19 protein-coding genes are annotated in these 22,831 nt (G+C 72.9%); 12 read left to right on the forward strand and 7 right to left on the reverse strand.

Going from position 1 to position 22,831, the window contains the following annotated elements:
* Positions 1–252: 252 nt before the first annotated feature.
* Complete coding sequence (locus ACQPYD_RS25095) at positions 253–603, reverse strand: histidine triad nucleotide-binding protein (RefSeq protein WP_433697961.1); 351 nt, start codon at positions 601–603, stop codon at positions 253–255.
* A 322-nt stretch (positions 604–925) separates the two neighbouring features.
* Between ACQPYD_RS25095 and ACQPYD_RS25100 the strand changes: the two genes are divergently transcribed.
* Complete coding sequence (locus ACQPYD_RS25100) at positions 926–1,456, forward strand: SigE family RNA polymerase sigma factor (RefSeq protein ID WP_267950473.1); 531 nt, start codon at positions 926–928, stop codon at positions 1,454–1,456.
* The gene (locus ACQPYD_RS25105; RefSeq protein ID WP_433697962.1) at positions 1,453–2,190 is read left to right on the forward strand and encodes a hypothetical protein; all 738 of its coding nucleotides are present in this window, start codon (positions 1,453–1,455) and stop codon (positions 2,188–2,190) included. Before ACQPYD_RS25100 ends, ACQPYD_RS25105 begins: the two co-directional genes overlap by 4 nt.
* A 115-nt stretch (positions 2,191–2,305) precedes the next feature.
* On the opposite strand, the gene ACQPYD_RS25110 is transcribed toward ACQPYD_RS25105, so the two are convergent.
* Genes ACQPYD_RS25110 through hrcA form a run of 3 tightly spaced genes read right to left on the reverse strand, consistent with a single transcriptional unit; the run spans position 2,306 to position 5,197 of the window.
* Entirely contained in the window at positions 2,306–3,043 is a 738-nt protein-coding gene (locus tag ACQPYD_RS25110; RefSeq protein WP_433697963.1) for a 16S rRNA (uracil(1498)-N(3))-methyltransferase, read from the reverse strand.
* Complete coding sequence (dnaJ, locus tag ACQPYD_RS25115) at positions 3,040–4,179, reverse strand: molecular chaperone DnaJ (protein ID WP_267945986.1); 1,140 nt, start codon at positions 4,177–4,179, stop codon at positions 3,040–3,042. The genes ACQPYD_RS25110 and dnaJ overlap by 4 nt, the downstream gene beginning before the upstream one ends.
* A 4-nt stretch (positions 4,180–4,183) precedes the next feature.
* Positions 4,184–5,197: a heat-inducible transcriptional repressor HrcA gene (gene hrcA / locus ACQPYD_RS25120; RefSeq protein ID WP_267950474.1), complete on the reverse strand. Its 1,014-nt coding sequence runs from the start codon at positions 5,195–5,197 to the stop codon at positions 4,184–4,186.
* A gap of 175 nt (positions 5,198–5,372) precedes the next feature.
* Between hrcA and ACQPYD_RS25125 the strand changes: the two genes are divergently transcribed.
* From ACQPYD_RS25125 to ACQPYD_RS25135, 3 genes are all read left to right on the forward strand, one after another.
* A complete protein-coding gene (locus tag ACQPYD_RS25125) occupies positions 5,373–6,245 on the forward strand; it encodes a DUF3097 domain-containing protein (RefSeq protein WP_433697964.1) in 873 nt (290 codons plus the stop codon).
* 1,046 nt (positions 6,246–7,291) lie between these two features.
* Positions 7,292–7,621 carry a DUF4870 domain-containing protein gene (locus tag ACQPYD_RS25130; protein WP_267950475.1) on the forward strand — a complete coding sequence of 110 codons (330 nt, stop codon included), beginning with the start codon at positions 7,292–7,294 and terminating at the stop codon, positions 7,619–7,621.
* 47 nt (positions 7,622–7,668) lie between these two features.
* A complete protein-coding gene (locus tag ACQPYD_RS25135) occupies positions 7,669–8,349 on the forward strand; it encodes a DUF4870 domain-containing protein (RefSeq protein WP_433697965.1) in 681 nt (226 codons plus the stop codon).
* Positions 8,350–8,424: 75 nt separating this feature from the next.
* Here ACQPYD_RS25135 and hemW read toward each other — a convergent pair whose 3' ends face one another.
* The gene (gene hemW, locus ACQPYD_RS25140) at positions 8,425–9,657 is read right to left on the reverse strand and encodes a radical SAM family heme chaperone HemW (RefSeq protein ID WP_433697966.1); all 1,233 of its coding nucleotides are present in this window, start codon (positions 9,655–9,657) and stop codon (positions 8,425–8,427) included.
* A 263-nt stretch (positions 9,658–9,920) separates the two neighbouring features.
* The gene (locus ACQPYD_RS25145) at positions 9,921–11,006 is read right to left on the reverse strand and encodes a LacI family DNA-binding transcriptional regulator (protein WP_433697967.1); all 1,086 of its coding nucleotides are present in this window, start codon (positions 11,004–11,006) and stop codon (positions 9,921–9,923) included.
* 96 nt (positions 11,007–11,102) lie between these two features.
* On the opposite strand from ACQPYD_RS25145, the gene ACQPYD_RS25150 reads away from it, so the two are divergent.
* The 4 genes from ACQPYD_RS25150 to ACQPYD_RS25165 all read left to right on the forward strand — a co-directional run bounded on the left by ACQPYD_RS25150 (position 11,103) and on the right by ACQPYD_RS25165 (position 16,948).
* On the forward strand, positions 11,103–12,704 hold the full coding sequence (locus ACQPYD_RS25150) for a glycoside hydrolase family 13 protein (RefSeq protein WP_433697968.1): 1,602 nt from the start codon (positions 11,103–11,105) through the stop codon (positions 12,702–12,704).
* Between the two features lie 475 nt (positions 12,705–13,179).
* Positions 13,180–14,427 carry a sugar ABC transporter substrate-binding protein gene (locus tag ACQPYD_RS25155; RefSeq protein ID WP_433697969.1) on the forward strand — a complete coding sequence of 416 codons (1,248 nt, stop codon included), beginning with the start codon at positions 13,180–13,182 and terminating at the stop codon, positions 14,425–14,427.
* 2 nt (positions 14,428–14,429) lie between these two features.
* Positions 14,430–16,043 (forward strand): ABC transporter permease subunit, encoded by a 1,614-nt coding sequence (locus ACQPYD_RS25160; RefSeq protein WP_433697970.1) that lies wholly within the window; start codon positions 14,430–14,432, stop codon positions 16,041–16,043.
* Positions 16,043–16,948, forward strand: a complete 906-nt coding sequence (locus ACQPYD_RS25165; protein WP_433697971.1) for a sugar ABC transporter permease — start codon at positions 16,043–16,045, stop codon at positions 16,946–16,948. Before ACQPYD_RS25160 ends, ACQPYD_RS25165 begins: the two co-directional genes overlap by 1 nt.
* Positions 16,949–17,107: 159 nt before the next feature.
* On the opposite strand, the gene lepA is transcribed toward ACQPYD_RS25165, so the two are convergent.
* Entirely contained in the window at positions 17,108–18,949 is a 1,842-nt protein-coding gene (lepA, locus tag ACQPYD_RS25170) for a translation elongation factor 4 (protein ID WP_433697972.1), read from the reverse strand.
* Positions 18,950–19,202: 253 nt separating this feature from the next.
* Between lepA and ACQPYD_RS25175 the strand changes: the two genes are divergently transcribed.
* The 3 genes from ACQPYD_RS25175 to ACQPYD_RS25185 all read left to right on the forward strand — a co-directional run bounded on the left by ACQPYD_RS25175 (position 19,203) and on the right by ACQPYD_RS25185 (position 22,798).
* Complete coding sequence (locus ACQPYD_RS25175) at positions 19,203–20,177, forward strand: hypothetical protein (RefSeq protein WP_433697973.1); 975 nt, start codon at positions 19,203–19,205, stop codon at positions 20,175–20,177.
* Between the two features lie 237 nt (positions 20,178–20,414).
* The gene (gene rpsT / locus ACQPYD_RS25180) at positions 20,415–20,684 is read left to right on the forward strand and encodes a 30S ribosomal protein S20 (RefSeq protein WP_433697974.1); all 270 of its coding nucleotides are present in this window, start codon (positions 20,415–20,417) and stop codon (positions 20,682–20,684) included.
* Between the two features lie 1,151 nt (positions 20,685–21,835).
* Positions 21,836–22,798 carry a helix-hairpin-helix domain-containing protein gene (locus ACQPYD_RS25185; protein ID WP_433697975.1) on the forward strand — a complete coding sequence of 321 codons (963 nt, stop codon included), beginning with the start codon at positions 21,836–21,838 and terminating at the stop codon, positions 22,796–22,798.
* Positions 22,799–22,831 lie beyond the last annotated feature (33 nt).

The following is a 22,831-nucleotide window of genomic DNA, read 5'->3' on the forward strand; positions in this document are numbered from 1 at the left end:
GGACGGCCCCGGCACCGTGCGGGGCGCCGGGCGGGGCTCCGCGCCGGTGTTCCACAGGAGTCCCACCGGGCTCTGGAAGCCCACACCCCGAGTCTACCAAGGCGTCCCCGCCCCGCTCGATGGGTTATTCGGCGCCTGTGGACGGGGCCGCGCGGGGCCCGGCGGGGCCGGTTCCGGCAGCGGCCGGGCGCGGGTCCCGGGCGGTCCGGGCCCGCGCCCTGTCCGGAACGGTCCGGGGCCCGGGACCGGCCCCTACCCGGGGGGCCAGTTGAGGCCGCGGCCGCCCAGGAGGTGGCCGTGGAGGTGGAAGACCGTCTGCCCGGCCCCGCTGCCGGTGTTGAACACCAGCCGGTACCCGGTGTCGGCGACGCCCTCGGCCACGGCGACCTCGTGTGCGTCCCGGACGATCTCGTCCAGCAGCCCGGCGCCGGCCGCGGCAGCGGTGACGGCGTCGGGGTGGTGGTCGCGCGGGACGATCAGCACGTGCGTGGGCGCCTGGGGGTTGATGTCGCGGAAGGCGAGGGTCCGCTCGCCCTCCCGGACGATCTCGGCGGGCACCTCCCCCTTCACGATCTTGCAGAAGAGGCAGTCCTCATGGGCCATCGCGAACCTCCGTGGTGTGTTCGCGGCCGCCGGAACGGCCGCCGTCTGGGGGTTGTCCCGGACCATGATGCCGCAGGTCGGTGCCGGGCGGCCCCTCCCGGCAAGGCCGCCGGCCGCGGTCCGGGAGCCCGTTCGGCAACGGCCTCCGTCCCAGGCGCGATAGGCTTTCCACCCGTGCGCGTCGGGTCGTCGGAAACGTCCGCCCCGGCCCGGTACCCACGTGTTCGGAATGAAACGCGCGTCTACCTGGAAAAGAAGAGGTATGCCCTTTCGTAAACCCCGCGACAAGGGTGTGCGTCGAACTGACGTGACGACAGAAACCATGGTGGCCGGAGCCCCCACGGCCCCGCTCTCGGTGGAGTGGGACGCCGACCACGCCGTGACGGAGCTCTACAGGGAGCACTACCGTCCGCTCGTTCGGCTCGCATCCCTTCTCGTCCGCGACCACGCGACCGCGGAGGAAGTCGTTCAGGACTCGTTCGTCGCGATGCACGGCGCCTGGCGCCGGCTGCGCGATCCGAACAAGGCCCTGTCCTACCTCCGCCAGGCGGTGGTGAACAAGGCCCGGTCCGTGCTCCGCCACCGGGCTGTGGTGGAGAAGCACGCCCCCAAGGCCCTCCCCGACGCGCCCAGTGCCGAACACGGCGCCCTGAACCTGTTGGAGCGGGAGGCGGTCATCCGTGCCCTGCGCAAACTACCCACCCGTCAGCGAGAGGCCATCGTGCTCCGGTACTACGGCGACCTGTCAGAGGCTCAGATCGCGGACGCCATGGGGATCAGCCGGGGCGCGGTGAAGAGCCACACGTCCCGTGGCATCTCCTCGCTCCGCTCTGTTCTGGAGCAGACGACATGACCGGTCCGACAGATCCGACCGAAGACGCCTTCGAGGACCGGCTGCGCCAGGTCCTCATGGCCGAGGCGAGCACGGTGGAGCCCTCTCCGGAGGCCCTGAACCTGATCCGCGAGCGCACCGAGCGCAACCGCGGCTTCGCCTGGTTCGGCCTGCCCTGGCTACGACCGGTGGCGGCGGTGGCGGGGGCCGTGATGATCGCCGCCTCCGTGGTCGTGTCCAGCCCCCAGGTCCGCGACCAGGTGCTGGAGTTCGTCCCGGCGGGGGCCGACCGCCACGGCGCCCCTCCCGAGCACGACGCGGACGGCGGCGGCGTGGCCGCCCCCGACCCGTCCTCCGACTCCACCGAGGGGAGCACGCAGCAGCCGGCGGAGCCGCCGCGGGACCCCGAGAGCCCGCCCAGCTCCGGCGAGGACGAGGACCCGGCCGAGGAGGGCGTCGAGACCGCGTCCACCTGCTCTCCCCCCGCGGACGGGCCGGCGCCCTCCCCCAGCGCCTCCGCGGAGGAGAAGGACGACAGCGCCTCCGCCTCCGAGGAGGAGTGCGACCCGAGCGAGGAGCCGACCGACGGCGAGGCCGGCGGCGGTGACGAGAGCGGCAGCGGCGGTGGCGGGGAGGCCCCCGGCTCCGGCGCCGGGGACGAGGGGGCCGGCGGCGGCGGTGAGGAGACCTCCGGCGGCGGTTCCGGCAGCACCGGCGGCGACGCCACCAGCAACCGGGCCGTGCCCGGGGAGTGACACGCGGGCCCGGCGCGCCGGGTCCGACGACGGAGGCGGCCGGGGGATCCCTCCCCCGGCCGCCTCCGTCGTCCCGTCGGCGGTGCGCCCGCTCCCGGCCCCGTGCCCCTCGCCGCTACCAGCGCCCGGTGCGCGCCTGGAGCACCGCCAGGGCGGCGACCCCCGCGGTGGAGGTGCGCAGCACGCTCGGTCCCAGCAGGGCCCGCACGGCGCCCGCCTCGGTGAACGCGCCGAGCTCGGCGTCGGAGAACCCTCCCTCGGGGCCGACCACCACGACGATCCCCGGACCGTCGCCCGAGGGCAGGTCCAGTTCGGCCAGGCGTCCGGCCCCGTCCTCGTGCAGGACCACGCCCAGGTCGGCTCCGGACAGCAGCCCGGCCACGGCGGACCGGTCCGCGAGGTCCTCGACCAGGGGCAGCCGCCCCCGCCGCGCCTGCTTGGCCGACTCCCTCGCGGTGGCCCGCCACTTGGCCAGCGCCTTGGCCGCCCGGTCGCCCTTCCATCGGGTGACGGAGCGCTCGGCGGCCCAGGGCACGATCGTGTCCACCCCGGCCTCGGTCATCATCTCCACGGCCAGTTCGCCGCGGTCGCCCTTGGGCAGCGCCTGGACCACGGTCAGGCGGGGACGCGGCGCGGGTTCCTCCCGGCGCTCCACCACCGTGCAGACGACGTGGTCCCTGCCCACGGCGGACACCGTGCACCGGGCACGCAGGCCGAGACCGTCGGACAGGTCGACGGTCTCGCCCTCCCTGATGCGCCGCACGACGGCGGCGTGGTGCCCCTCGGGGCCGTCCACCGTCACCCGGTCGGCCGCCAGCGCGGCGGTCCCGACCAGGAAGACGGGGGGTGTCACTTCGCGCCGAAGGCGTCGCGGAGCTTGGCGAAGAGGCCGCCGTGCCCGGGGCTGAACCGCCCCGGGGACTGGTCCTCGCCGCGCAGCTCGGCGAACTTGCGGAGGAGGTTCTCCTGCTCCTCGTCGAGCTTGCCCGGGGTCTCCACGTCGACGCGGATGCGCAGGTCGCCCCTGCCTCCCCCGTCCAGGTGCGTGACGCCCTTGTTGGACAGGGTGATGACGTGGCCGGAGTTGGTGCCCGGCCGCAGATCGATGTTCTCGGTCCCGTCCAGGGTGTCGAAGGCGAAGGACGCGCCCAGCGCGGCGGCCGTCATGGGGACCGTCACCGTGCAGTGCAGGTCGTCGCCGCGCCGCTCGAAGGTCGGGTGGGGACGCTGGATGATCTCCAGGATGATGTCGCCGCGCGGGCCGCCGTTGGGGCCGACCTCGCCCTCTCCGGCGAGCTGGATCCGGGTGCCGTCGTCGACGCCGGCCGGGATCTTGACGGTACGGGTGACCTTCTCGCGCACCCGGCCCTCCCCCGCGCAGTCGCCGCAGGGGTTGGTGATGACCGAGCCCTGGCCCGAGCACTGCGGGCAGGGGCGGGAGGTCATGACCTGGCCCAGGAAGGACCTCGTCACCTGGGAGACCTCGCCCTGGCCGTGGCACATCTCGCACGTGGTGCGGTGCGAACCGGCCGCGGTCCCCTCGCCCTGGCACGTCTCGCACAGGATCGCGGTGGGGAAGGTGATCTCCTTGCTGACCCCGAACGCGGTCTCCACCAGGTCCAGTTCGACCCGGATCTTGATGCTGCGCCCGCGCCGGACCCGTTCCCGGGGGCCGCGCCCGCCGGGCTGGCCGCCGCCGAAGAAGGCGTTCATGATGTCGTCGAAGGCGAACCCGCCCCCGCCGCCGAAGCCTCCCGCGCCGCCACCGCCGGGAGCGTAGGGGTCCTGGCCCATGTCGAACATCCGGCGCTTGTTCTCGTCGGAGAGGACCTCGTAGGCCTGGGTCACCTCCTTGAAGCGCTCCTGGGTCGCGGGGTCGGGGTTGATGTCCGGATGGAGCTCGCGCGCGAGCCTCCGGTACGCCTTCTTGATCTCGTCCTTGGACGCGTCGCGACGCACCCCGAGAACCTGGTAATAGTCTCTGGCCACTGAGTTACTGTCCTGCCAAAATCTGTCCGACATACCGAGCCACGGCGCGTACCGCTCCCATTGTTCCCGGATAGTCCATCCGGGTGGGCCCCACGACACCGATCTTGGCGAGCGACTGGTTTCCCACACCGTAGTCGGCCGAGACGATGGAGGTGGACCGGAGACCCTCGTGGAAGTTCTCCGCGCCGATGCGCACCGTGAGCATTGACGGGTCCTTCGCCTCACCCAGCAAACGGATGAGGACCATGTTCTCTTCCAGCGCCTCCAGGACGTCCCGCAGGCTGGCGGCGAAGTCCACGGCGGCGAGGTTGGCCGTCCCCGCGAGGACGATCTTCTCCTCGTGCCGTTCGACGAGGCTCTCCAGCAGGACGGAGAGGACGGCCACCGCCATCTGGCGGTGTTCGGGCGGGACCTGCGCGGGCAGGTCCTCCACCGCGTCGGGCACCTCTCCGAGGTGGAGACCGGAGATGGCGCGGTTGAGCATGGAGCGCAGGTCGTTGACCGCGGTTCCGTTGACCTCGCCGAGGCCGTCGATGACGCGCTGCTCGACCCTGCCCGTGTCGGTGATCACGACCATCATGACCCGCTGGCCCCCCAGGGGGACCAGCTCGACGTGCTGGACCGAGGAACGGGTCAGCGACGGGTACTGCACGATCGCGACCTGGCGGGTGAGCTGCGCGAGGAGCCGCACGGTCCGCGCGACGATCTCGTCCAGGTCCACCGCTCCGGCGAGGAAGGACTCGATGGCGCGGCGCTCCGGCGCCGACAGGGGCTTGACGGAGGAGAGCCGGTCGACGAAGAGCCGGTACCCCTTGTCCGTGGGCACGCGTCCCGCGCTGGTGTGGGGCTGGGCGATGTACCCGTCCTCCTCCAGCGCGACCATGTCGTTGCGGATGGTCGCGGGAGAGACCCCGAGCCTGTGCCGGTCGGCCAGCGCCCTGGAGCCGACGGGCTCGTTCGTGTTGACGAAGTCCTCCACGACCGCTCGCAGGACAGCGAGCTTGCGCTCGTCCAGCAACTCGCCACCTCCTGGCACTCCGGGGTCCTCAGTGCTAATTCTATGCCCGGCCGCAAACCCGGACGGCTACCCCTCGGCGGTAACACCGGCGGAGGCGCCGGATCTTCCCTCCGGCGCGGCGACGTGCGCCACGGCGCGGATGAACCGACACCCTCCCCCAGTAGACTGCACGACCGTGGCTACCAAGGGAACCGGCCGCTACGGCCGCGACGTGCTCGCAGGCGACTGGCGGCTGCCCCGTAAGGGGGCCGTGCGCGAGGTCGCCCTGAGTCGGGACCTGGTCGTGGAGGACGCCGACGAGGCCTTCTGCGGAGCGGTCGTGGCGTGGGACAGGTCCAGCGTGACCCTGGAGGACCGCGCGGGGCGCCGCAGGGTGTTCGACCTCGGCCCGGCCGCCTTCCTGCTCGACGGGAGACCCGTGACCCTGGTGCGCCCCGCGCCCGCGCCGCGGGGGCCCCTGCGGAGCGCGTCCGGCTCGGTGGCGGTGCCCGGGGCCGCCGCGCGCACGGCGCGCGGGAGCAGGATCTACGTGGAGGGCGCGCACGACGCCGAACTCGTGGAGAAGGTCTGGGGCCACGACCTCCGCATCGAGGGGATCGCCGTCGAGTTCCTGGAGGGCGTCGACGACCTGCCCTCGATCGTGGCGGACTTCTCCCCCGGCCCGGGCCGCCGCCTGGGCGTCCTCGTCGACCACCTGGTCCCCGGGTCCAAGGAGAGCCGGATCGCCGAGCGGGTGCACGGGGAGCACGTGCTGGTCGCCGGCCACCCCTACGTCGACGTCTGGCAGGCGGTGCGGCCGGGCGCCGTGGGGATCGGGGCCTGGCCGGAGGTTCCGCGCGGGCGCCCCTGGAAGGAGGGCGTCGTCGAGGCCCTCGGGTGGCGGATGGAGACCGGTGAGGCGTGGCGCAGGATCCTCGGATCGGTCCGTACCTATGCTGATCTGGAGCCCTCGCTGCTCGGACGCGTGGAGGAGCTCATCGACTTCGTCACGGGGCCCCACCCGGACGAGCCCCGGGACCCGTCGCCGGGTCGGGGCGCCCACCCGTGACCGGGCCGTTTTCGCGCCGGTGCGGCCCCAGGACCTAGGATTCTGCCCAGGGCGCGGTCCGGACACCCGGTGTCCGGCGCCGCGGTCGCCCGCCTCCGGCCCCGCGCGGTCGTCGGTACGAGCGAGAGTACAAGAACCGCCACTCATGAGCGGAGCCAAGGAAGAGCATGAGCGAGACCCCGACGAACCCCCCGTCCCCGGAGGACCCCGACCAGGACCGGCAGCCCGGGCAGCCGGACGGCGGGCAGCAGGAGCACGACCCCCGGGGTGAGGGCCGTCCGCAGCAGCCCGGGTACGGGCAGCCGTCGGACGGCCGGTCCCCGTACGCCCCGCAGCCCGACCAGGCACAGCCCCCGTACGGGCAGCCCTCGGGGGCCCAGCCCGCGTACGGGCAGCCCTCGGGGGCCCAGCCCGCGTACGGGCAGCCCTCGGGGGCCCAGCCCGCGTACGGGCAGCAGTCCCACCCGGGCCACGAACAGCCCTCCGGCGGCCAGCCCCCCTACGCCCCCCAGCCCGACCAGGCACAGCCCGGTGGACAGCCCGGCTACGGACAACCGCCCCAGCAGCCCTACGGCGGGCCCGCGTACGGGCAGCAGCCCCACCCGGGCCACGGACAGCCCTCCGGCGGCCAGCCCCCCTACGCCCCCCAGCCCGACCAGGCACAGCCCCCGTACGGCCGGCCCTCGGGCGAACAACCCGCGTACGGGCAGCCCTCGGGGGCCCAGCCCGCGTACGGGCAGCAGCCCCACCCCGGCTACGCACAGCCGACCGGCGGCCAGCCCCCCTACGCCCCCCAGCCCGACCAGGGCCACCAGGACTACGGTCAGCAGGCACAGCAGCCCTACGGGCACCCCCACCAGGCACAGCCCCAGCAGCCCTACGGCCAGCCGGCCGGCGGTCCGCAGGGGTACGTCCCCCAGCCCGACCACGCGCAGCATCCGCAGGCCTACGGACATCCCCAGCAGCCGCAGTACCCCGGGGCTCAGGCCGCCCACGGCCAGCCGCAGCCGCCCGCCCAGGGGAACGACAACAGCACGCTGGTGGCCATGCTCGCCCACCTCTCGGGCTTCGTGATCGCCTGCTTCGGCTGGATCCCGCCCCTCGCGGTCTACCTCGCCAAGCGCAACCAGTCGCCGTTCGTCCGGCACCACGCCTCGGAGGCGGCGAACTTCCAGATCACGCTGCTGATCCCGTACGTCTTCGCCTGGGTCGTCTTCATCGGTCTGGGTATCTTCTTCCCAGGACTGTCCTGGATCGGATCCCTCCTCATCGCGGTCGTCTGGATCGTGTCGATCGTGTTCGGGGTCATGGGCGCCAACGGCGCCAACAAGGGGACCTGGTACCGCTACCCGGTCAGCATCCGCCTGCTGAAGTGAGGCCGTCCCGAAGCACGGTCCGAGCGAGTCCACCCGAAGGAACCACCATGTCGTACCCGAACAACCCGCCAGAGGACCCCTACGGCCAGGGGGACCCGACCGGCCGCGACGACGGCTCCGGGGGCCGGTCGGGCGGCTATCCGCCCCCCGGCGGGTCCGGCGGATACCCGCCGCCCCCTCAGGACCCCTCGGGGTACCCGGGCGGCGGCCACCCCGGACAGCCCGGCGGGTACCCGCCGCCCGGCTACCCCGGACACCAGGATCCGGGCGGCTACCAGGGTCCGCCCGGCTATCCCGGGCAGCCCGGGTACCAGGAGCAGACCGGCGGCTACCAGCAGGGCGGCTATCCGCCCCCCGGCTACCCGCCCCACGGGGGCTACGGCCAGTCGTCGGCGACGACCGGTCAGCCCAACTCCGAGGAGCGCACGACGGCGCTCCTGACCCACCTCAGCGGGATCGTGCTGGGCTTCCTCGTCCCGCTGATCATGTACCTGGTGAAGAAGGACGAGTCGCCCTTCCTCCGCCACCAGTCGGCGCAGGCGCTGAACTTCCAGATCCTGCTGACCATCGGCTACGTCATCTCGATCCCGCTGTCGTTCATCCTCATCGGCGGGCTCCTGAGCCTGGTCCTGTGGGTGCTGGCCGTGGTGTTCGGCATCCTGGCGGGCACCGCGGCCAACCGCGGCGAGTGGTACCGCTACCCGGTCAACGTCGACTGGGTCAAGTAGCGGCGCGGCGCACGCCGCGGGAACGCCGGAGGGGGCCGGGCACCTGTCCGGCCCCCTCCGCGTGCGCGCGGGCCCTCAGGTGAGGTCGCGCACCACGGCGTCGGCGAGCAGGCGCCCCCGGCGGGTCAGGACGGCGCGGCCCGCGCCGTGGGCGCCGGCCTCCAGCAGGCCCTCGGCGACGGCGCGCTCGGCCGCGGCGCGCCCGTGCGGCTCCAGCAGGTCCAGCGGGCACCCCTGCTCCACGCGCAGTTCGAGCAGGATCCGCTCGAAGCGCCGCTCCTCCCGTGTGAGCACCTCGCGGGCCTGGCCCGGGCTGTCGCCCGAGTTCAGGCGGGCGGCGTAGGCGGCGGGGTGCTTGACGTTCCACCAGCGGGTGCCGCCGACGTGGCTGTGCGCGCCGGGCCCCACGCCCCACCAGTGACCGCCGGTCCAGTAGAGGAGGTTGTGGGCGCTGCGCCCCTCGGGCGTGCGCGCCCAGTTGGACACCTCGTAGGCCGTGAACCCGGCCCCGGCGAGGACGTCGTCGGCCATCAGGTAGCGGTCGGCCATCGTGTCGTCGTCGGGCTCGGTGAGTTCGCCCCTGCGCACCCGGGCGGCGAGGCGGGTGCCCTCCTCGACGATCAGCGAGTAGGCGGAGACGTGGTCGGGGCCGGCGGAGACCGCGGCGTCGAGGGAGGCCCGCCAGTCGTCGTCCGTCTCGCCCGGCGTGCCGTAGATCAGGTCGAGGTTGACGTGGTCGAACCCGGCCTCGCGGGCCCATCCCACGCACTGCTCGGGGCGTCCGGGGGTGTGGCCGCGCTCCAGGACCTTCAGCACGTGCGGGCGTGCGCTCTGCATGCCGAAGGAGATCCGTGTGAACCCGGCCTCGCGCAGCCGGACCAGGTACTCGGGCGTGACGGTCTCGGGGTTGGCCTCGGTGGTGACCTCGGCGCCGGGGGTGAACCCGAACCGGTCGCGGACCGCGGCGACGATCCGGCCCAAGTCCTCGGCGGACAGCAGGGTCGGCGTGCCGCCGCCGACGAACACGGTGCTGACCGGGGGCCTCGCGCCGGACAGGACCCGGTCGGCCAGCGCGACCTCGGCGACGGCCTGGTCGGCGTACGTGGCGCGCGAGGCCGTGGCGGTCCCGTCCCGGGAGACGAGCTCCTCCGCGGTGTAGGTGTTGAAGTCGCAGTAGCCGCAGCGTGTGACGCAGAAGGGCACGTGGACGTAGAACCCGAGCGGCTGCCCGCCGAGTTCGGCGAGGGAGGCTTCGGGCAGTTCCCCGGTACGCGGTACGGGGTCGCCGTCGAGGGCAACGGATGGCATGCCTCCAGTGTCACCGACACTGCGGCGTGCCCCGGCCGGACCGTCGCCGGGACGCGCCCCGGCCGGGGCGCGGGGCACGGAGAGATGGGACACAGGGCCCGGCGCCGGGGCGTCATCCGGCCCGGTCTCCCGCCCGCGCGGGGCGGGAGCGGTCTCCGGGGCGGCCCGGGCGGGGGCGGCGCAGCCGCGGCAGGGGTCCTGCCGCGTCCGGGACCGCGGACGCCGTCGTCCCCGGCGGGGCAGGGGGCCGGGGTCCGGCCGGGTCAGGGGTTGGCGTGGGCCGGGGAGGCGGCCAGCTGCGGGAGGGGGCCGCGGGGAGGGTCCACCCGCCCGGACGCGCTCCGCCGGTCGGGGGCGATGGCGGTGGAGCCGCGCACGACCAGCTCCGGGTCGAACATGAACTCCGTGTGGGAGACGGGGTGCCCCGCGATCTCGTCGCACAGGGCGCGCGCCGCGGCCAGCGCCATCGCGTTGACCGGCTGGCGGACGGTCGTCAGCGGGGGGTCGGTGAAGGCGATGAGCTGGGAGTCGTCGTACCCGACGACGGAGAAGTCCTGGGGGACGCGCAGGCCCCGCTGGCGGGCGGCCCGGATGGCGCCGAGCGCCATCATGTCGGATCCGCAGACCATGGCGGTGACGCCGCGCTCGATCAGGCGCACGGCGGCCGCGTGGCCGCCCTCGACGCCGAACAGGGACAGCTCCACGAGGTCGTTCCCGTCGAGGCCGTGCCTGGCGAGGGCCTGGTGGTAGCCCTCCAGCTTGCGGCGGACCGGGACGTAGCGCTCGGGGCCGCTGGTGAAGCCGATGCGGGTGTGGCCGAGGGCCACGAGGTGGTCGACCGCGAGCCTTCCGGCCTCCCGGTCGTCCGCGGAGACGAACGCCGAGGGGATGGCCTCGGCGAACCCGTTGACCAGGACGATCGGAAGTCTTCGTGAGACCAGGGCGTGGTACCGCTCGTGCGGTGCGGTGGTGTCGGCGTGCTTGCCGGAGACGAAGAGGATGCCGGAGACGTTGCGCTCCAGGAGCAGCTCCACGTACTCGTCCTCGGTTATTCCGCCCGGGGTCTGGGTGCACAGCACCGGCGTGTACCCGCGCTGGGCCAGAGCTCCCTCGGCCGCCTGGGCGAACATCGGGAAGACCGGGTTCTCGAGTTCGGGGATGACCATGCCGACCAGCCCGGCCGAGCGCTGCCGCAGCCGTGCGGGACGCTCGTAGCCGAGGACGTCGAGGGCGGTCAGGACGGCCTTGCGGGTTTCGGCGCCGACCCCCGGCTTGTCATTGAGCACCCGCGAGACGGTGGCCTCGCTGACGCCTGCGTGCCGCGCGATGTCGGCAAGTCGTGGACCCATGGGCGTAACTCTAGTCGAGATCGTCGTCACATGGCCGAAAGTTCGGGGTAATCTTGCGCAAGAACTTGCAGTCGCCACAGGGAAGGACCCTCGAAGATGGAGCCTCAGTCTCGCTGGTGGCGTGAAGCGGCCATCTACCAGATCTACGTGCGCAGCTTCGCCGACTCCAACGGTGACGGGGAGGGCGACCTCACCGGTATCCGGGAGCGCCTCCCCCACCTGGCGGAGCTCGGCGTGGACGCGATCTGGCTGACCCCGTTCTACGTCTCCCCCCTCGCCGACGGCGGCTACGACGTCGCCGACTACCGCGACGTCGACCCCCGCTTCGGCACGCTGGAGGACTTCGACGCCCTCCTCGGCGCAGCCCACGACCTGGGCATCCGCCTGATCATCGACGTGGTGCCCAACCACTCCTCCTCCGCCCACGCGTGGTTCCGCGAGGCCGTCGCCGCCGAGCCGGGCGACCCGGCACGGTCCCGGTACATCTTCCGGGACGGCAAAGGCCCCGACGGGGAGCAGCCCCCGAACAACTGGAAGTCGATCTTCGGCGGCCCCGCCTGGACGCGCCTCAAGCGCCCCGACGGCACCCCCGAGCAGTGGTACCTGCACCTGTTCGACCCGGAGCAGCCCGACTTCGACTGGACCCACCAGGAGGTGCACGACGAGTTCGACGACGTGCTCCGCTTCTGGCTCGACCGGGGTGTGGACGGGTTCCGCATCGACGTCGCGCACGGCATGGTCAAGGACCCGGGCCTGCCCGACATCGCCGAGGGCGCCAAGGCCGACCTGCTCGACGGCAGCACCACGCTGCCGTACTTCGACCAGGACGGCGTGCACGACATCTACCGGCGCTGGTCGGCGATCGCCGCCTCCTACCCGGGCGAGCGCGCGCTGGTGGCCGAGGCCTGGGTCGAGGACGCGAACCGGGTGGCCCGCTACCTGCGCCCGGACGAGCTGCACCAGGCGTTCAACTTCGAGTACCTGACCGCCCCCTGGGACCCGTCCCGCCTTCGGGAGGTCATCGACGGTTCGCTGGCCGCCAACGGCGCGGTGGGCGCGACCACCACCTGGGTGCTGTCCAACCACGACGTGACCCGCCACGTGACGCGGTTCGGCGGCGGGGAGCAGGGGCTGCGCCGGGCGCGCGCCGCGACGCTGCTCATGCTGGCCCTGCCCGGCTCGGTCTACCTGTACCAGGGCGAGGAGCTGGGCCTGCCGGAGGTCACCGACCTGCCGGACGACGCGCTCCAGGACCCGACCTGGGAGCGTTCGGGCCGTACCGAGCGCGGCCGGGACGGCTGCCGGGTGCCGCTGCCCTGGGAGGACGGGAGCGCGCCGTTCGGGTTCGGCCCGGAGGGGAGCACCCCGTGGCTGCCCGTCCCCGAGGGCTGGGGCGCCCTGTCGCGCGCGTCCCAGCGGGGCGTGGAGGGCTCGACCCTGGAGCTGTACACCAGGGCGCTCGGGCTGCGCCGTGAGCTCGACGCCCTGGGCGACGGCGCGATGACCTGGCTGGACGCCCCCGAGGGCGTGCTGTACTTCGAGCGTGAGCCGGGCGTGCGCGTCGCGGTGAACCTCGGCGGGGAGACCGCGCGGATCGCGGCGTCCGGCGAGGTGCTCGTGTCCAGCGGTCCGGTGGACGCACCGGCCGACGGCTCCCTGGCCCTGCCGGCCGAGACGGCGGTCTGGCTGCGCGGCTGACGCCGTGCGGGCGGCGCCGGACACCGGCGCCGCCCTTCCCCGCCCGCGGCCCCCGCCGCACCCCCGCACCCCTCCCCCGCACGGGCGCCCCGCCGCCGGCCCCCCGCCCCCGCCGACCGCGCTCCCCCTGAAGCGGCTTCCGCCCCGACGGAGCACGCGGAGCGTTCCCCCGCCCCGGGGCCGCCGACCGCCCGCCGCCACGGCTCACGGCCACGTCACACCCAATGGTGTGACTAAATGAGCGTTCATCACAGATATCATCATCAGGCGGTCACCGCGCGACTACCCCTGGCAGGCGATCACACGTCCGTTTCCGCGGTGTTTCCACATCTTTATGCAGCAAGTCTGCAAAGCCTTTCAAAGCTTGCAAGTTATTGCTAACGTCACATCACCACGCATGCCCGCGACGGACCCGGGGCCACCGGCGAACCGCATGCGCGACCTCCTCAGCACGGCCTCCCGGAAGGAACACACCATGAGATTCCGCAGCGCACCAGTGGTGACAGGCATCGCCGCGATCGCCCTGATGGCGACCGCGTGCGGTGGCGGCGGTGAGGGCGGGGGCGACGAGGCGTCGGCCGAGGGCGCCCTCGTCATCTGGTCCGACCCCGAGCGCGCCGACGCCATCCAGGGGGCCGCCGAGGAGTTCGCCGAGGCCAACGGGATCGAGGTCGACGTCCAGAGCCTGACCTTCGGCGACATCCAGGGCGACCTGCTCAACGCCCACCAGGCCGGGAACGCGCCCGACGTCTTCATCGGCGCCCACGACTGGACGGGCAACCTGGTGCGCAACGGCGCCGTCCAGCCCATCGAGCTGACCGGCGACAGCGCCGCGGGCCTGGACGAGACCTCGGTCCGGGCGCTCGACTACGACGGGCAGCTCTTCGGTGTGCCGTACTCGCAGGAGAACATCTTCCTGATGCGCAACACCGAACTCGTTCCCGACGCCCCCGAGACCTTCGAGGAGATGGTCGAGGTCGGGACCGGGCTCAAGGACGCCGGTGACACCAGCGAGGTGCTCTCCATGGCCGTCACCCAGGAGGGCGACCCCTTCCGGATGAACGCCCTGTTCGGCTCCGCGGGCGGCTACCTGTTCGGCCAGGACGACGAGGGCAACTGGGACCCGGCCGACCTCGGCGTGGGGTCGGACGAGTCCATCGCCGCCATGGAGCGGATCGCCGAGTACGGCGAGGCCGGCGAGGGGGTGCTGCGGCGCTCCATCGACCTGGAGAACGACGCCGTCCTGTTCTACGAGGGCGACGCGCCCTTCTTCGTCGCCGGCCCGTGGAACATCGCCGACGCCGACGAGGCCGGGATCGACTACGCGATCAGCCCCATCCCCGGCTTCGAGGGCGAGGGTCCCGCCACCCCCTACATCGGCTACCAGGCGTTCTTCGTCACCGAGGGCAGCGCCAACAGCGCCCTCGCCCAGGAGTTCGTGACCAACTACGTCACGGACACCGACTTCATCCTCAGCCTCTACGAGGCCGACCCGCGCACCCCGGTCCAGCTGGAGGCCCTCGAGGCGGTCTCCGCCGACGACCCCAACATCGCGGCGATCGCCGAGGCCGGCGCCGAGGGCACGCCGATGCCCTCCATCCCCGAGATGGGCGAGACCTGGGAACCGCTGGGCATCGCCCAGGCCGCCATCATCGGCGGCGCGGACGTCCGTGAGGCCATGGAGGCCGCCCACGAGACGATCGCCGACCAGATCGGCGAGTAGCGGTGGCGCCAAGGAAAACCGACTCCGCGGGCGCCCCCGGCAAGGGGGCGCCCGCCCGCCCCGGCCTCCCCGGGGGCCGGTTCGCCGGCAACGGCTCGCTCGGCGGGCAGCTCGTCAAGATCTCCCTCCTCGGCCTGTTCACCGCCCTCGGCGTGTGGGCGGCCCTCCCCCTCTACGCGGCGGGCAACTGGCCGGGCATCGCCCTGGTCGCCGGCGTCGTCGCACTCGTCTACGCGGTCTACCTGTCCAAGCGCGCCGTCCCGGTCAAGTACCTGGTCCCGGGCGTGCTGTTCCTGCTCGCCTTCCAGATCCTGCCCGTGCTCTACACGATGAGCACGTCCGTCACGAACCTCAGCGACGGCCACCGCGGCGACAAGCAGCAGGCGATCGCCGCCATCGAGGCGTACTCCGTGAGCAGCCCCGACGGTGCTCAGGAGTACACGCTCACCGTGGCGGTCACCGGCTCTCCCGAGACCGGTGAACTGGTCTTCCTCCTGGTCGACGGCGAGGGCTCCGCCTACGCCGGCGACGCGGAGGGGCTCACGGAGCTCACCGGGGCGACCGTCGAGCCGTCGGGCAAGGTCACCGAGGCCTTCGGGTACTCGATCCTGACCCCCGCCGAGGTCAACGCCCGCAGCGAGGAGCTGTCGGAGTTCGCGGTGCCCTCCGGCAACGGCTCCGGCATCCGCTCCAGCGGCCTGTCGAGCGCGTTCGAGGGCACGGCCACCCGCGTCTACGACGAGGGGTGCGACTGCGTCACCGACTCCGAGACCGGCGCGGTCTACCACGCCGACGACGAGCGCGGCGCGTTCTACGACGAGGAGGGGCAGCGCCTGGCGCAGGGCTGGCAGGTCGGCGTCGGCTTCGACAACTTCGCCCGGTTCCTGTTCAACCCCACCTTCGCGTCCTCGTTCTTCGGCATCCTGGTGTGGAACATCGCCTTCGCCGTCTCGGTCACCTTCCTGGTGTTCGTGGTGGGCCTGGCGGTCGCCCTCACCCTGCACGTCCCGAAACTGCGCGGCAAGGTCGTGTACCGGATCCTGGTGGTCCTGCCGTACGCGATGAGCTCCCTGGCGATGTTCCTGCTGTGGCGGGACATGTTCAACACCGACTTCGGGCTGTTCAACAGGATGCTGGGGCTGCAGGTCGACTGGCTGGGAGACCGGTGGAGCGCCCGCGCCGCGGTGATCCTCGCCAACGTGTGGCTGGGCTACCCGTACATGTTCCTGGTGGCCACCGGAGCGCTCCAGGCCATCCCCCGCGAACTCGGGCAGGCGGCGCAGATCGACGGAGCGGGCCCCTGGCAGGCGTTCCGCAACGTCACCCTGCCCCTGCTGATGGTCGCGATGACACCGATCCTGATCGCGACGTTCGCGTTCAACTTCAACAACTTCAACGCCGTGTGGCTGATCAGCCGGGGCGGCCCGTTCTCCCCGGACAACCCGACGGCCGGCGCCACGGACCTGCTCATCACCTACACCTACCGCCTCGCCTTCAACGAGGCCACCGCGGAGTACGGGTACGCGGCCGCGCTGTCGGTGATGATCTTCCTGATCGTGGCCGGGATGTCCGTGATCAGCCTCAGCCGGAGCAAGGCCCTCGAGGAGGTGGACTGATGGCGGTGCACGCCACCGGTACCGCGCGCACGCCCTACCGGCGCAGTGCGGGAACCCGGTTCTCCCTGTGGGCCGTCCGGCTCGGCTGGCGCCACCTGGTGATGCTGGCGGTCGTGGCCTTCGCGATCTTCCCGGTCCTGTTCGTCGTCTCGGCCGCCCTCAACCCGCTGGGCACCCTGTCCAGTGCGCAGCTGTGGCCGACCGGGGCCAGCCTGGCCAATGCCCGGGACCTCTTCACGAACACGCCGTTCACCACCTGGTACGCGAACTCGCTGTTCTTCGCGGTCACCAACGCGGCCGCGACGGTGCTGCTGTCCGCGCTCGCCGCGTACGCCTTCAGCCGCATGCGGTTCAAGGGGCGCAGGGTGGGGCTGATCGGCCTCCTGGTCATCCAGATGTTCCCGCAGTTCCTGGCGATCGTGGCGATCTACCTGATGTTCACCACGCTGGGCGAGTACTACCCGGGGATCGGTTTCGACACCCGGTGGGGACTGCTGCTGGTGTACCTGGGCGGCGCGCTCAGCATCAACACGTGGCTGATGAAGGGCTTCTTCGACACCGTGCCGAAGGAGCTGGACGAGTCCGCGCAGATCGACGGGGCCTCGCACGCCCAGGTGTTCTTCCGGATCATGCTGCCGCTGGTCACGCCCGTGCTGGCGATCGTGGGCCTGCTGGTGTTCATCTCCACCATCAACGAGTTCCTGATGGCGAGCGTGTTCCTGCGCGACACCGACGCCAAGACCCTGGGACTCGGGCTCTACCAGCTGGTGTCCTCCCAGCGGAACGCGAACTTCGGGATGTTCGCGGTCGGCGCCATCATGCTGTCCCTGCCCACCCTGGCGGTGTTCTGGTTCCTCCAGCGCTACATCACCGAGGGTCTGACCGCGGGGGCCGTCAAGGGCTGAGGCCCTGCGTCCCGGCCCGCCGCCCGTCCCGGGGGCGGGGAGCCCGAAGAGCGGGCGCCCCGTCCCCGTTCCCGTGCCCCGGGACCGGGCGTACGCGGACGACGGAGGAGGGGCGCCCCGGCGGGGCGCCCCTCCTCCGTCGTCCTCCGGCCCGGGGGACTACTTCTTCTTCTTGTCCTCGCCACCGCCGCCGTCGGTGGACAGGGCAGAGATGAAGGCCTCCTGGGGCACCTCGACCCGGCCGACCATCTTCATCCGCTTCTTGCCCTCCTTCTGCTTCTCCAGCAGCTTGCGCTTACGGCTGATGTCGCCGCCGTAGCACTTGGCGAGCACGTCCTTGCGGATGGCGCGGATGTTCTCGCGCGCGATGACCCGGGCACCGATGGCCGCCTGGATGGGGACCTCGAACTGCTGCCTCGGGATCAGCTCGCGCAGCTTCTTGGTCATGTCCACGCCGTACGTGTAGGCCTTGTCCTTGTGCACGATCGCGGAGAACGCGTCGACGGCCTCGCCCTGGAGCAGGATGTCGACCTTGACCAGGTCGGCCTGCTGCTCGCCGGTGGGCTCGTAGTCCAGGGACGCGTAGCCCTTGGTCCGCGACTTGAGGTGGTCGAAGAAGTCGAAGACGATCTCGGCCATGGGCAGCGTGTAGCGCATCTCCACGCGGTCCTCGGACAGGTAGTCCATGCCCTGGAGGTCGCCGCGCCGCTCCTGGCACAGCTCCATGATCTGGCCGATGTGGTCGGAGGGGCTGAGCACCGTCGCCTTGACCATCGGCTCGTAGATCGCGGCGATCTTGCCGGACGGGAACTCGCTGGGGTTGGTCACGACGTGCTCGGCCCCGTCCTCCATGTCCACCCGGTAGACCACGTTGGGCGCCGTGGAGATGAGGTCGAGGTTGAACTCGCGCTCCAGGCGGGCCCGGGTGATCTCCAGGTGCAGCAGGCCGAGGAAACCGCAGCGGAAGCCGAAGCCCAGGGCCGCGGAGGTCTCCGGCTCGAACACCAGGGCGGCGTCGTTGAGCTGGAGCTTCTCCAGGGCGTCGCGCAGCACCGGGTAGTCGGTGCCCTCGATCGGGTACAGGCCCGAGAACACCATGGGCTTGGGTTCCTGGTACCCGCCGAGCATCTCGGTCGCCGGCCTGTTCAGGGCGGTGATGGTGTCGCCGACCTTGGACTGGCGCACGTCCTTGACACCGGTGATGATGTAGCCCACCTCGCCCACGCCCAGTCCCCCGGCCTTGGTGGGCTCGGGCGAGCTGACGCCGATCTCCAGGATCTCGTGCGAGGCCCGGGTCGACATCATCTGGATGCGCTCGCGCGGGCTGAGCTTGCCGTCGATCACGCGGACGTAGGTGACGACGCCCCGGTAGGTGTCGTAGACCGAGTCGAAGATCATCGCGCGGGCGGGCGCGTCGGCGTCGCCGACGGGCGCGGGGATCTGGTTGACGATCTCGTTGAGGAGCTCCTCGACGCCCTGACCCGTCTTGGCGCTGACCCTGAGCACGTCGGAGGGGTCGCAGCCGATGATGCCGGCGATCTCCTCCGCGTACTTCTCCGGCTGGGCGGCCGGGAGGTCGATCTTGTTGAGCACGGGGATGACGGTGAGGTCGTTCTCCAGCGCCATGTACAGGTTGGCGAGGGTCTGCGCCTCGATGCCCTGGGCGGCGTCCACCAGCAGGACCGCGCCCTCGCAGGCGGCGAGCGAGCGCGAGACCTCGTAGGTGAAGTCGACGTGCCCGGGGGTGTCGATGAGGTCCAGCGTGTACGTCTTGTCGTCCAGCGCCGTGAACGGGATGCGCACGGCCTGCGACTTGATGGTGATGCCGCGCTCGCGCTCGATGTCCATGCGGTCCAGGTACTGGGCGCGCATCTGGCGGTCCTCGACGACCCCGGTGATCTGGAGCATCCGGTCGGCCAGCGTCGACTTGCCATGGTCGATGTGCGCGATGATGCAGAAGTTGCGGATCAGCGCGGGATCGGTCCAGTTCGGCTGTGCCACCGTGCTCCGTTCACAGGTTGGGGTCCGGGTCGCGTGTGCGCCTGCGGCGTCACCGCCCCGCCGCGGCGTGGGTCCACGGCATCGTCAATCATCCCATGGCGACGGGGTCGCCCTCCCCGGTGACGACCGCCGTCCGTGCGGCAGTATGGGGTTCGGGTGCGGGGTTCGTGTCCAGATTATGTGACCCGGCGCCGGGAACGCGCCGTTCACGCACGGGTCCCGGGCCCGGCCGGAGCGTGCGAGGAGCGATCGGGTGAAGTGGCTGTTGACACGGGTGTTCGCCGGGCTGGCCGCGATCGCGGTGGTCCTGGTCGGCGCGGGCGCGCTCCTGGCCTACCAGTACTCGGGCGAGCCGGCCCCGTGGGCGGTGTCCCAGGGGGCCGACGCCGCGTGGGTGGGCTCGTGGGAGGACACCGGGAACCTGGAGCGGGTGCTCGACACCGGCGGGGTGGACACGGTGTACGTGTACGCGGGCGACATCGACGCCGAGGGCTCCGTGGAGCGGGTGGAGGACACCGCGGCCCTGCTGTCGTGGCTCGGCTCGGAGTACCCGGACGTGCGGCCTCTGGCGTGGCTCCGGCACGGGGCGGACGGCTCGTCGCTGATCCGCGACCGGTTCGGGGAGGAGGCGCGTGAGGCCCTGGCCCCGGCCGTCGCCGAGGTGGCCTCGGACGGGTTCGACGGCGTCCACCTGGACATCCGGCCGGTGACCGTGAACGACCCGTCGATGCCCGCGCTGATGGAGCTGGTGCGCGGGGAGCTGGGCGAGGATCCCGTGCTCTCGCTGCAGGCGCACCACGTGGAGCTGATGCCCGGCGGCCGGGTCCCCTCGTTCGTCGCGGACGGCGGGGAGAAGTACTGGTCCAAGGGCTACCTGGACCGGATGGCCGAGCACGCCGACGAGGTCGTGCTCCCGGGGGTGGGCGCGGACATGCCCGCGGAGGCGATGTACGGGGGCTTCATGGTGCGGCAGGTGACCGAGTCCCTGGCCGCCCTGAGCACCCGCGAGGACGTCGCGGTGCGCTTCGGCCTGCCGACCCACAGCGGCGGGGAGTGGGGGCCGAGGGTGGGGAACGAGTCGGCCGCGACCGCGCTCGCCGGGATCAGGCTCGGTCTGACGCAGGCGGAGCCCCCGGAAGGGAGGACGCTCGGCGTGGCGTTCTACCTCGGGGACGAGACGGGCGAGGCGGACGTGGCCGCGTACACCGCCGGGTGGCTGCTGTCCTAGCCGTACGTCCCGCGCGGGGCCCGGGCGGCGTCCGCGCGGGGACCGGTGTGCACGAGTGGTGGCCGTGTGCTGCATACTGGAAGTCCGTGTCTCGGACTTCCACGTTTCAATATGAGCCCCGTGGACTCACACACCCGGCGTCGGCGCCCACCCTGGCCTCTCGCGGAACGGCTGCCCGCGAGTTGAGCCGCTTGTTCGACCGACGCGATCATCAGAGTAACTGGAGCACGTTTTCGCATGGCGAACATCAAGTCGCAGAAGAAGCGCATTCGGCAGAACGAGAAGGCCCGTGTCCGCAACCAGGCGGTGCGCTCCTCGCTGAAGACCGCCGTCCGCAAGTTCCGTGAGGCTTCCGAGGCCGGGGACGTCGAGAAGGCCGTCGTCGCGCAGCGCGACGCCGCGCGCGCGCTGGACAAGGCCCAGAGCAAGGGCGTCATCCACAAGAACCAGGCCGCGAACCGCAAGAGCGCGATCGCCAAGCGCCTGCACGAGCTTCAGTCCGCCTAGGGAGTGTTTTTTGGAGGCTTTCGGGTCGGCGAGCGGCCGTCCGGCCCATCTCTCGCAAGCTGATGTGCGAAGTTCAGCCTGGTTGTGCTTCACGAGCGCAGAGGCGCGGCGAGAGGCAGCCCGGTGGACGCGAGCCCGGAAGAATCCACACAACACGACCTGAGGGCCGACCTGCACTGACCGGCCCGGTGTCCGCACCGGGCCGGTTTTGTCGTTCCCGGCGGCGGCCGCTCCCCCCGGGTTGTCCACAGGGCGAAACCGGGCGGTGACAGAGGGTCCGCGGATTCCTACCGTTGACGTATGACCGCTCCGCGCCGTCCCCGGCGTCACCCTTCCGTGCCGGACCAGCAGGCCCGGCTCCGGGCGCTCACCCTGGACTCCTCCCCCACGGCCCGGAGGCTGCGGGCCCGTATCCCCCGGCCTCCCCTCGACCCCCTGCCGCCCGGGTCCCAGTCCCCGGTGCCCGCCGCGCGGCCGGGAGGCGGCGCGACCCCGCCCGGGGCCCGCACCGCCCGCGGGCCCACCGCGGGCGCCCCCACCGCCCCGGCACGGGACGCGTCCCCGTCCCCGGCGTCCCCCGGACGGCCGGGGGCTCCCCGGCACGCCGCCCCCGCGGCCGGGGCCGAGCGACCCGACGGCCCGCCCGTCCCGAGCGCCCCCTACGCGGTGGACGGGGACGGCTCGGAGGTGCCGTACCGTCCGCAGCTCCCCGGGAGGGAGGCGCCGCCCGGGCACCGGGCTCCCCCGGTCCGGGGCGCGGCCCCCCGCGTGTGGCCGGAGAGGCACCACGAGGACACGGTGGCCGTGCCCCCGGCGCCGCCGGTCCCGCCCGCCTGCGGCAGGCCCGCTCCGGGCGGCGACGGCACGGACCGGCGCAGGCCCCGTGCGGCCGGCCCCCTCGGGGAGGAGCCGCCGGGGGAGGCGGCCCCCGCCGCAGGCGGGCGGCGCCCGACGGTCACCGGACGGGGGAGGACCGGGAGGAGGGCTCCCGCCGCAGGACCGCGGTGCGCGAGCGGTACCGGGAGGGGCCGGCCCCCGGAGCGGGCACCCGCGGGAAGGGGTCGGCCCCCGGAGCGGGCACCCGTCGGGAGGGCGGGAGCGCTTCGCACGACCCGGGGCCCGGACGGACGTCCCGGGGACCGGCGCCCCGCGTGTCGGACGGGCCCCTCCGAGGCGCACCGGACGACCCGGCCGGGGCCCCGGCGGACCGCCGGTCGCGCGACGCGGTCCGGGACGTCCCCGCCGACCGGGAGGAACCCGGAGCCGGGGTACCCGGACCGGATCCGGCGGACCGCCTCCCGGACCCGGCCGGACCGTGGACGGAGCCGGACGAGGAGCGCGGACGGCACCGGCGGGGGTCACGGCCCCCGTCCGGGTACACCGAGTTCGTCCCGGAGCCCCCGGGCGCGTTCCTGGAGCGCCTGGCGCGGCGCTGGCCGCCCCACGCGACCCTGTCCCGCCGCTCGGTGCTCGCCCTGGTCGCGGTCGGGGCCCTGGCCGTCACCGCGGTCCTGGTGCTGCACGACCGGCCCGCGACCGTGCGGGCGCCGGAGATGGTCGCCCAGGCCGCCTCCGCGCCCGCCGAGAGCGGCCCCGCGGGCGACCCCGCGGGCGCGGGCGGGGACGAGCCCTCGGCGGCCGTCCCCCCGGACGGGCCGGCGCAGGCCGGCGCGGACGCCGATCTGGTCGTGCACGTGGGCGGCGAGGTGGCCGACCCGGGCCTGTACACCCTGCCGGCCGGGTCGCGCGTCGCCGACGCCGTCGAGGAGGCGGGCGGCGCCCTGCCGGACGCCGACCTCGACCTGCTCAACCTGGCCCGCGCCCTGGTCGACGGCGAACAGGTCCTCGTGGGCGTTCCCCAGCCCCCGGTCGCCGCCGGGGCGGGAGCGGCGGGCGGCGGGGCGGCTGCGGGCACGGAGGCCCTGGTCGACGTCAACCGGGCCGACGGCGCGCTGTTGGAGACCCTGCCCGGGGTGGGGCCGGTGATCGCGCGGAACATCATCGAGCACAGGGAGGCCAACGGTCCGTTCGCCAGCGTCGACGAGCTGCTCGACGTGGACAGGATCGGCGAGAAGGTGCTCGCCGACCTCGCCCCCCACGCGACGGCGGGGTGAGGGCCGTGCCGGACAGCCCCTGCGCGCTCGGCC

This window comes from Nocardiopsis sp. CA-288880 (genome assembly GCF_050955985.1).
In the GTDB taxonomy this organism is placed as follows: domain Bacteria; phylum Actinomycetota; class Actinomycetes; order Streptosporangiales; family Streptosporangiaceae; genus Nocardiopsis; species Nocardiopsis tropica.

Coding starts and splice junctions, on each gene's coding strand:
- ACQPYD_RS25095 (WP_433697961.1), bottom strand. CDS start 603: ATGGCCCATGAGGACTGCCTCTTCTGCAAGATCGTGAAGGGGGAGGTG.
- ACQPYD_RS25100 (WP_267950473.1), top strand. CDS start 926: ATGGTGGCCGGAGCCCCCACGGCCCCGCTCTCGGTGGAGTGGGACGCC.
- ACQPYD_RS25105 (WP_433697962.1), top strand. CDS start 1,453: ATGACCGGTCCGACAGATCCGACCGAAGACGCCTTCGAGGACCGGCTG.
- ACQPYD_RS25130 (WP_267950475.1), top strand. CDS start 7,292: ATGCTCGCCCACCTCTCGGGCTTCGTGATCGCCTGCTTCGGCTGGATC.
- ACQPYD_RS25135 (WP_433697965.1), top strand. CDS start 7,669: ATGTCGTACCCGAACAACCCGCCAGAGGACCCCTACGGCCAGGGGGAC.
- hemW (WP_433697966.1), bottom strand. CDS start 9,657: ATGCCATCCGTTGCCCTCGACGGCGACCCCGTACCGCGTACCGGGGAA.
- ACQPYD_RS25145 (WP_433697967.1), bottom strand. CDS start 11,006: ATGGGTCCACGACTTGCCGACATCGCGCGGCACGCAGGCGTCAGCGAG.
- ACQPYD_RS25150 (WP_433697968.1), top strand. CDS start 11,103: ATGGAGCCTCAGTCTCGCTGGTGGCGTGAAGCGGCCATCTACCAGATC.
- ACQPYD_RS25155 (WP_433697969.1), top strand. CDS start 13,180: ATGAGATTCCGCAGCGCACCAGTGGTGACAGGCATCGCCGCGATCGCC.
- ACQPYD_RS25165 (WP_433697971.1), top strand. CDS start 16,043: ATGGCGGTGCACGCCACCGGTACCGCGCGCACGCCCTACCGGCGCAGT.
- rpsT (WP_433697974.1), top strand. CDS start 20,415: ATGGCGAACATCAAGTCGCAGAAGAAGCGCATTCGGCAGAACGAGAAG.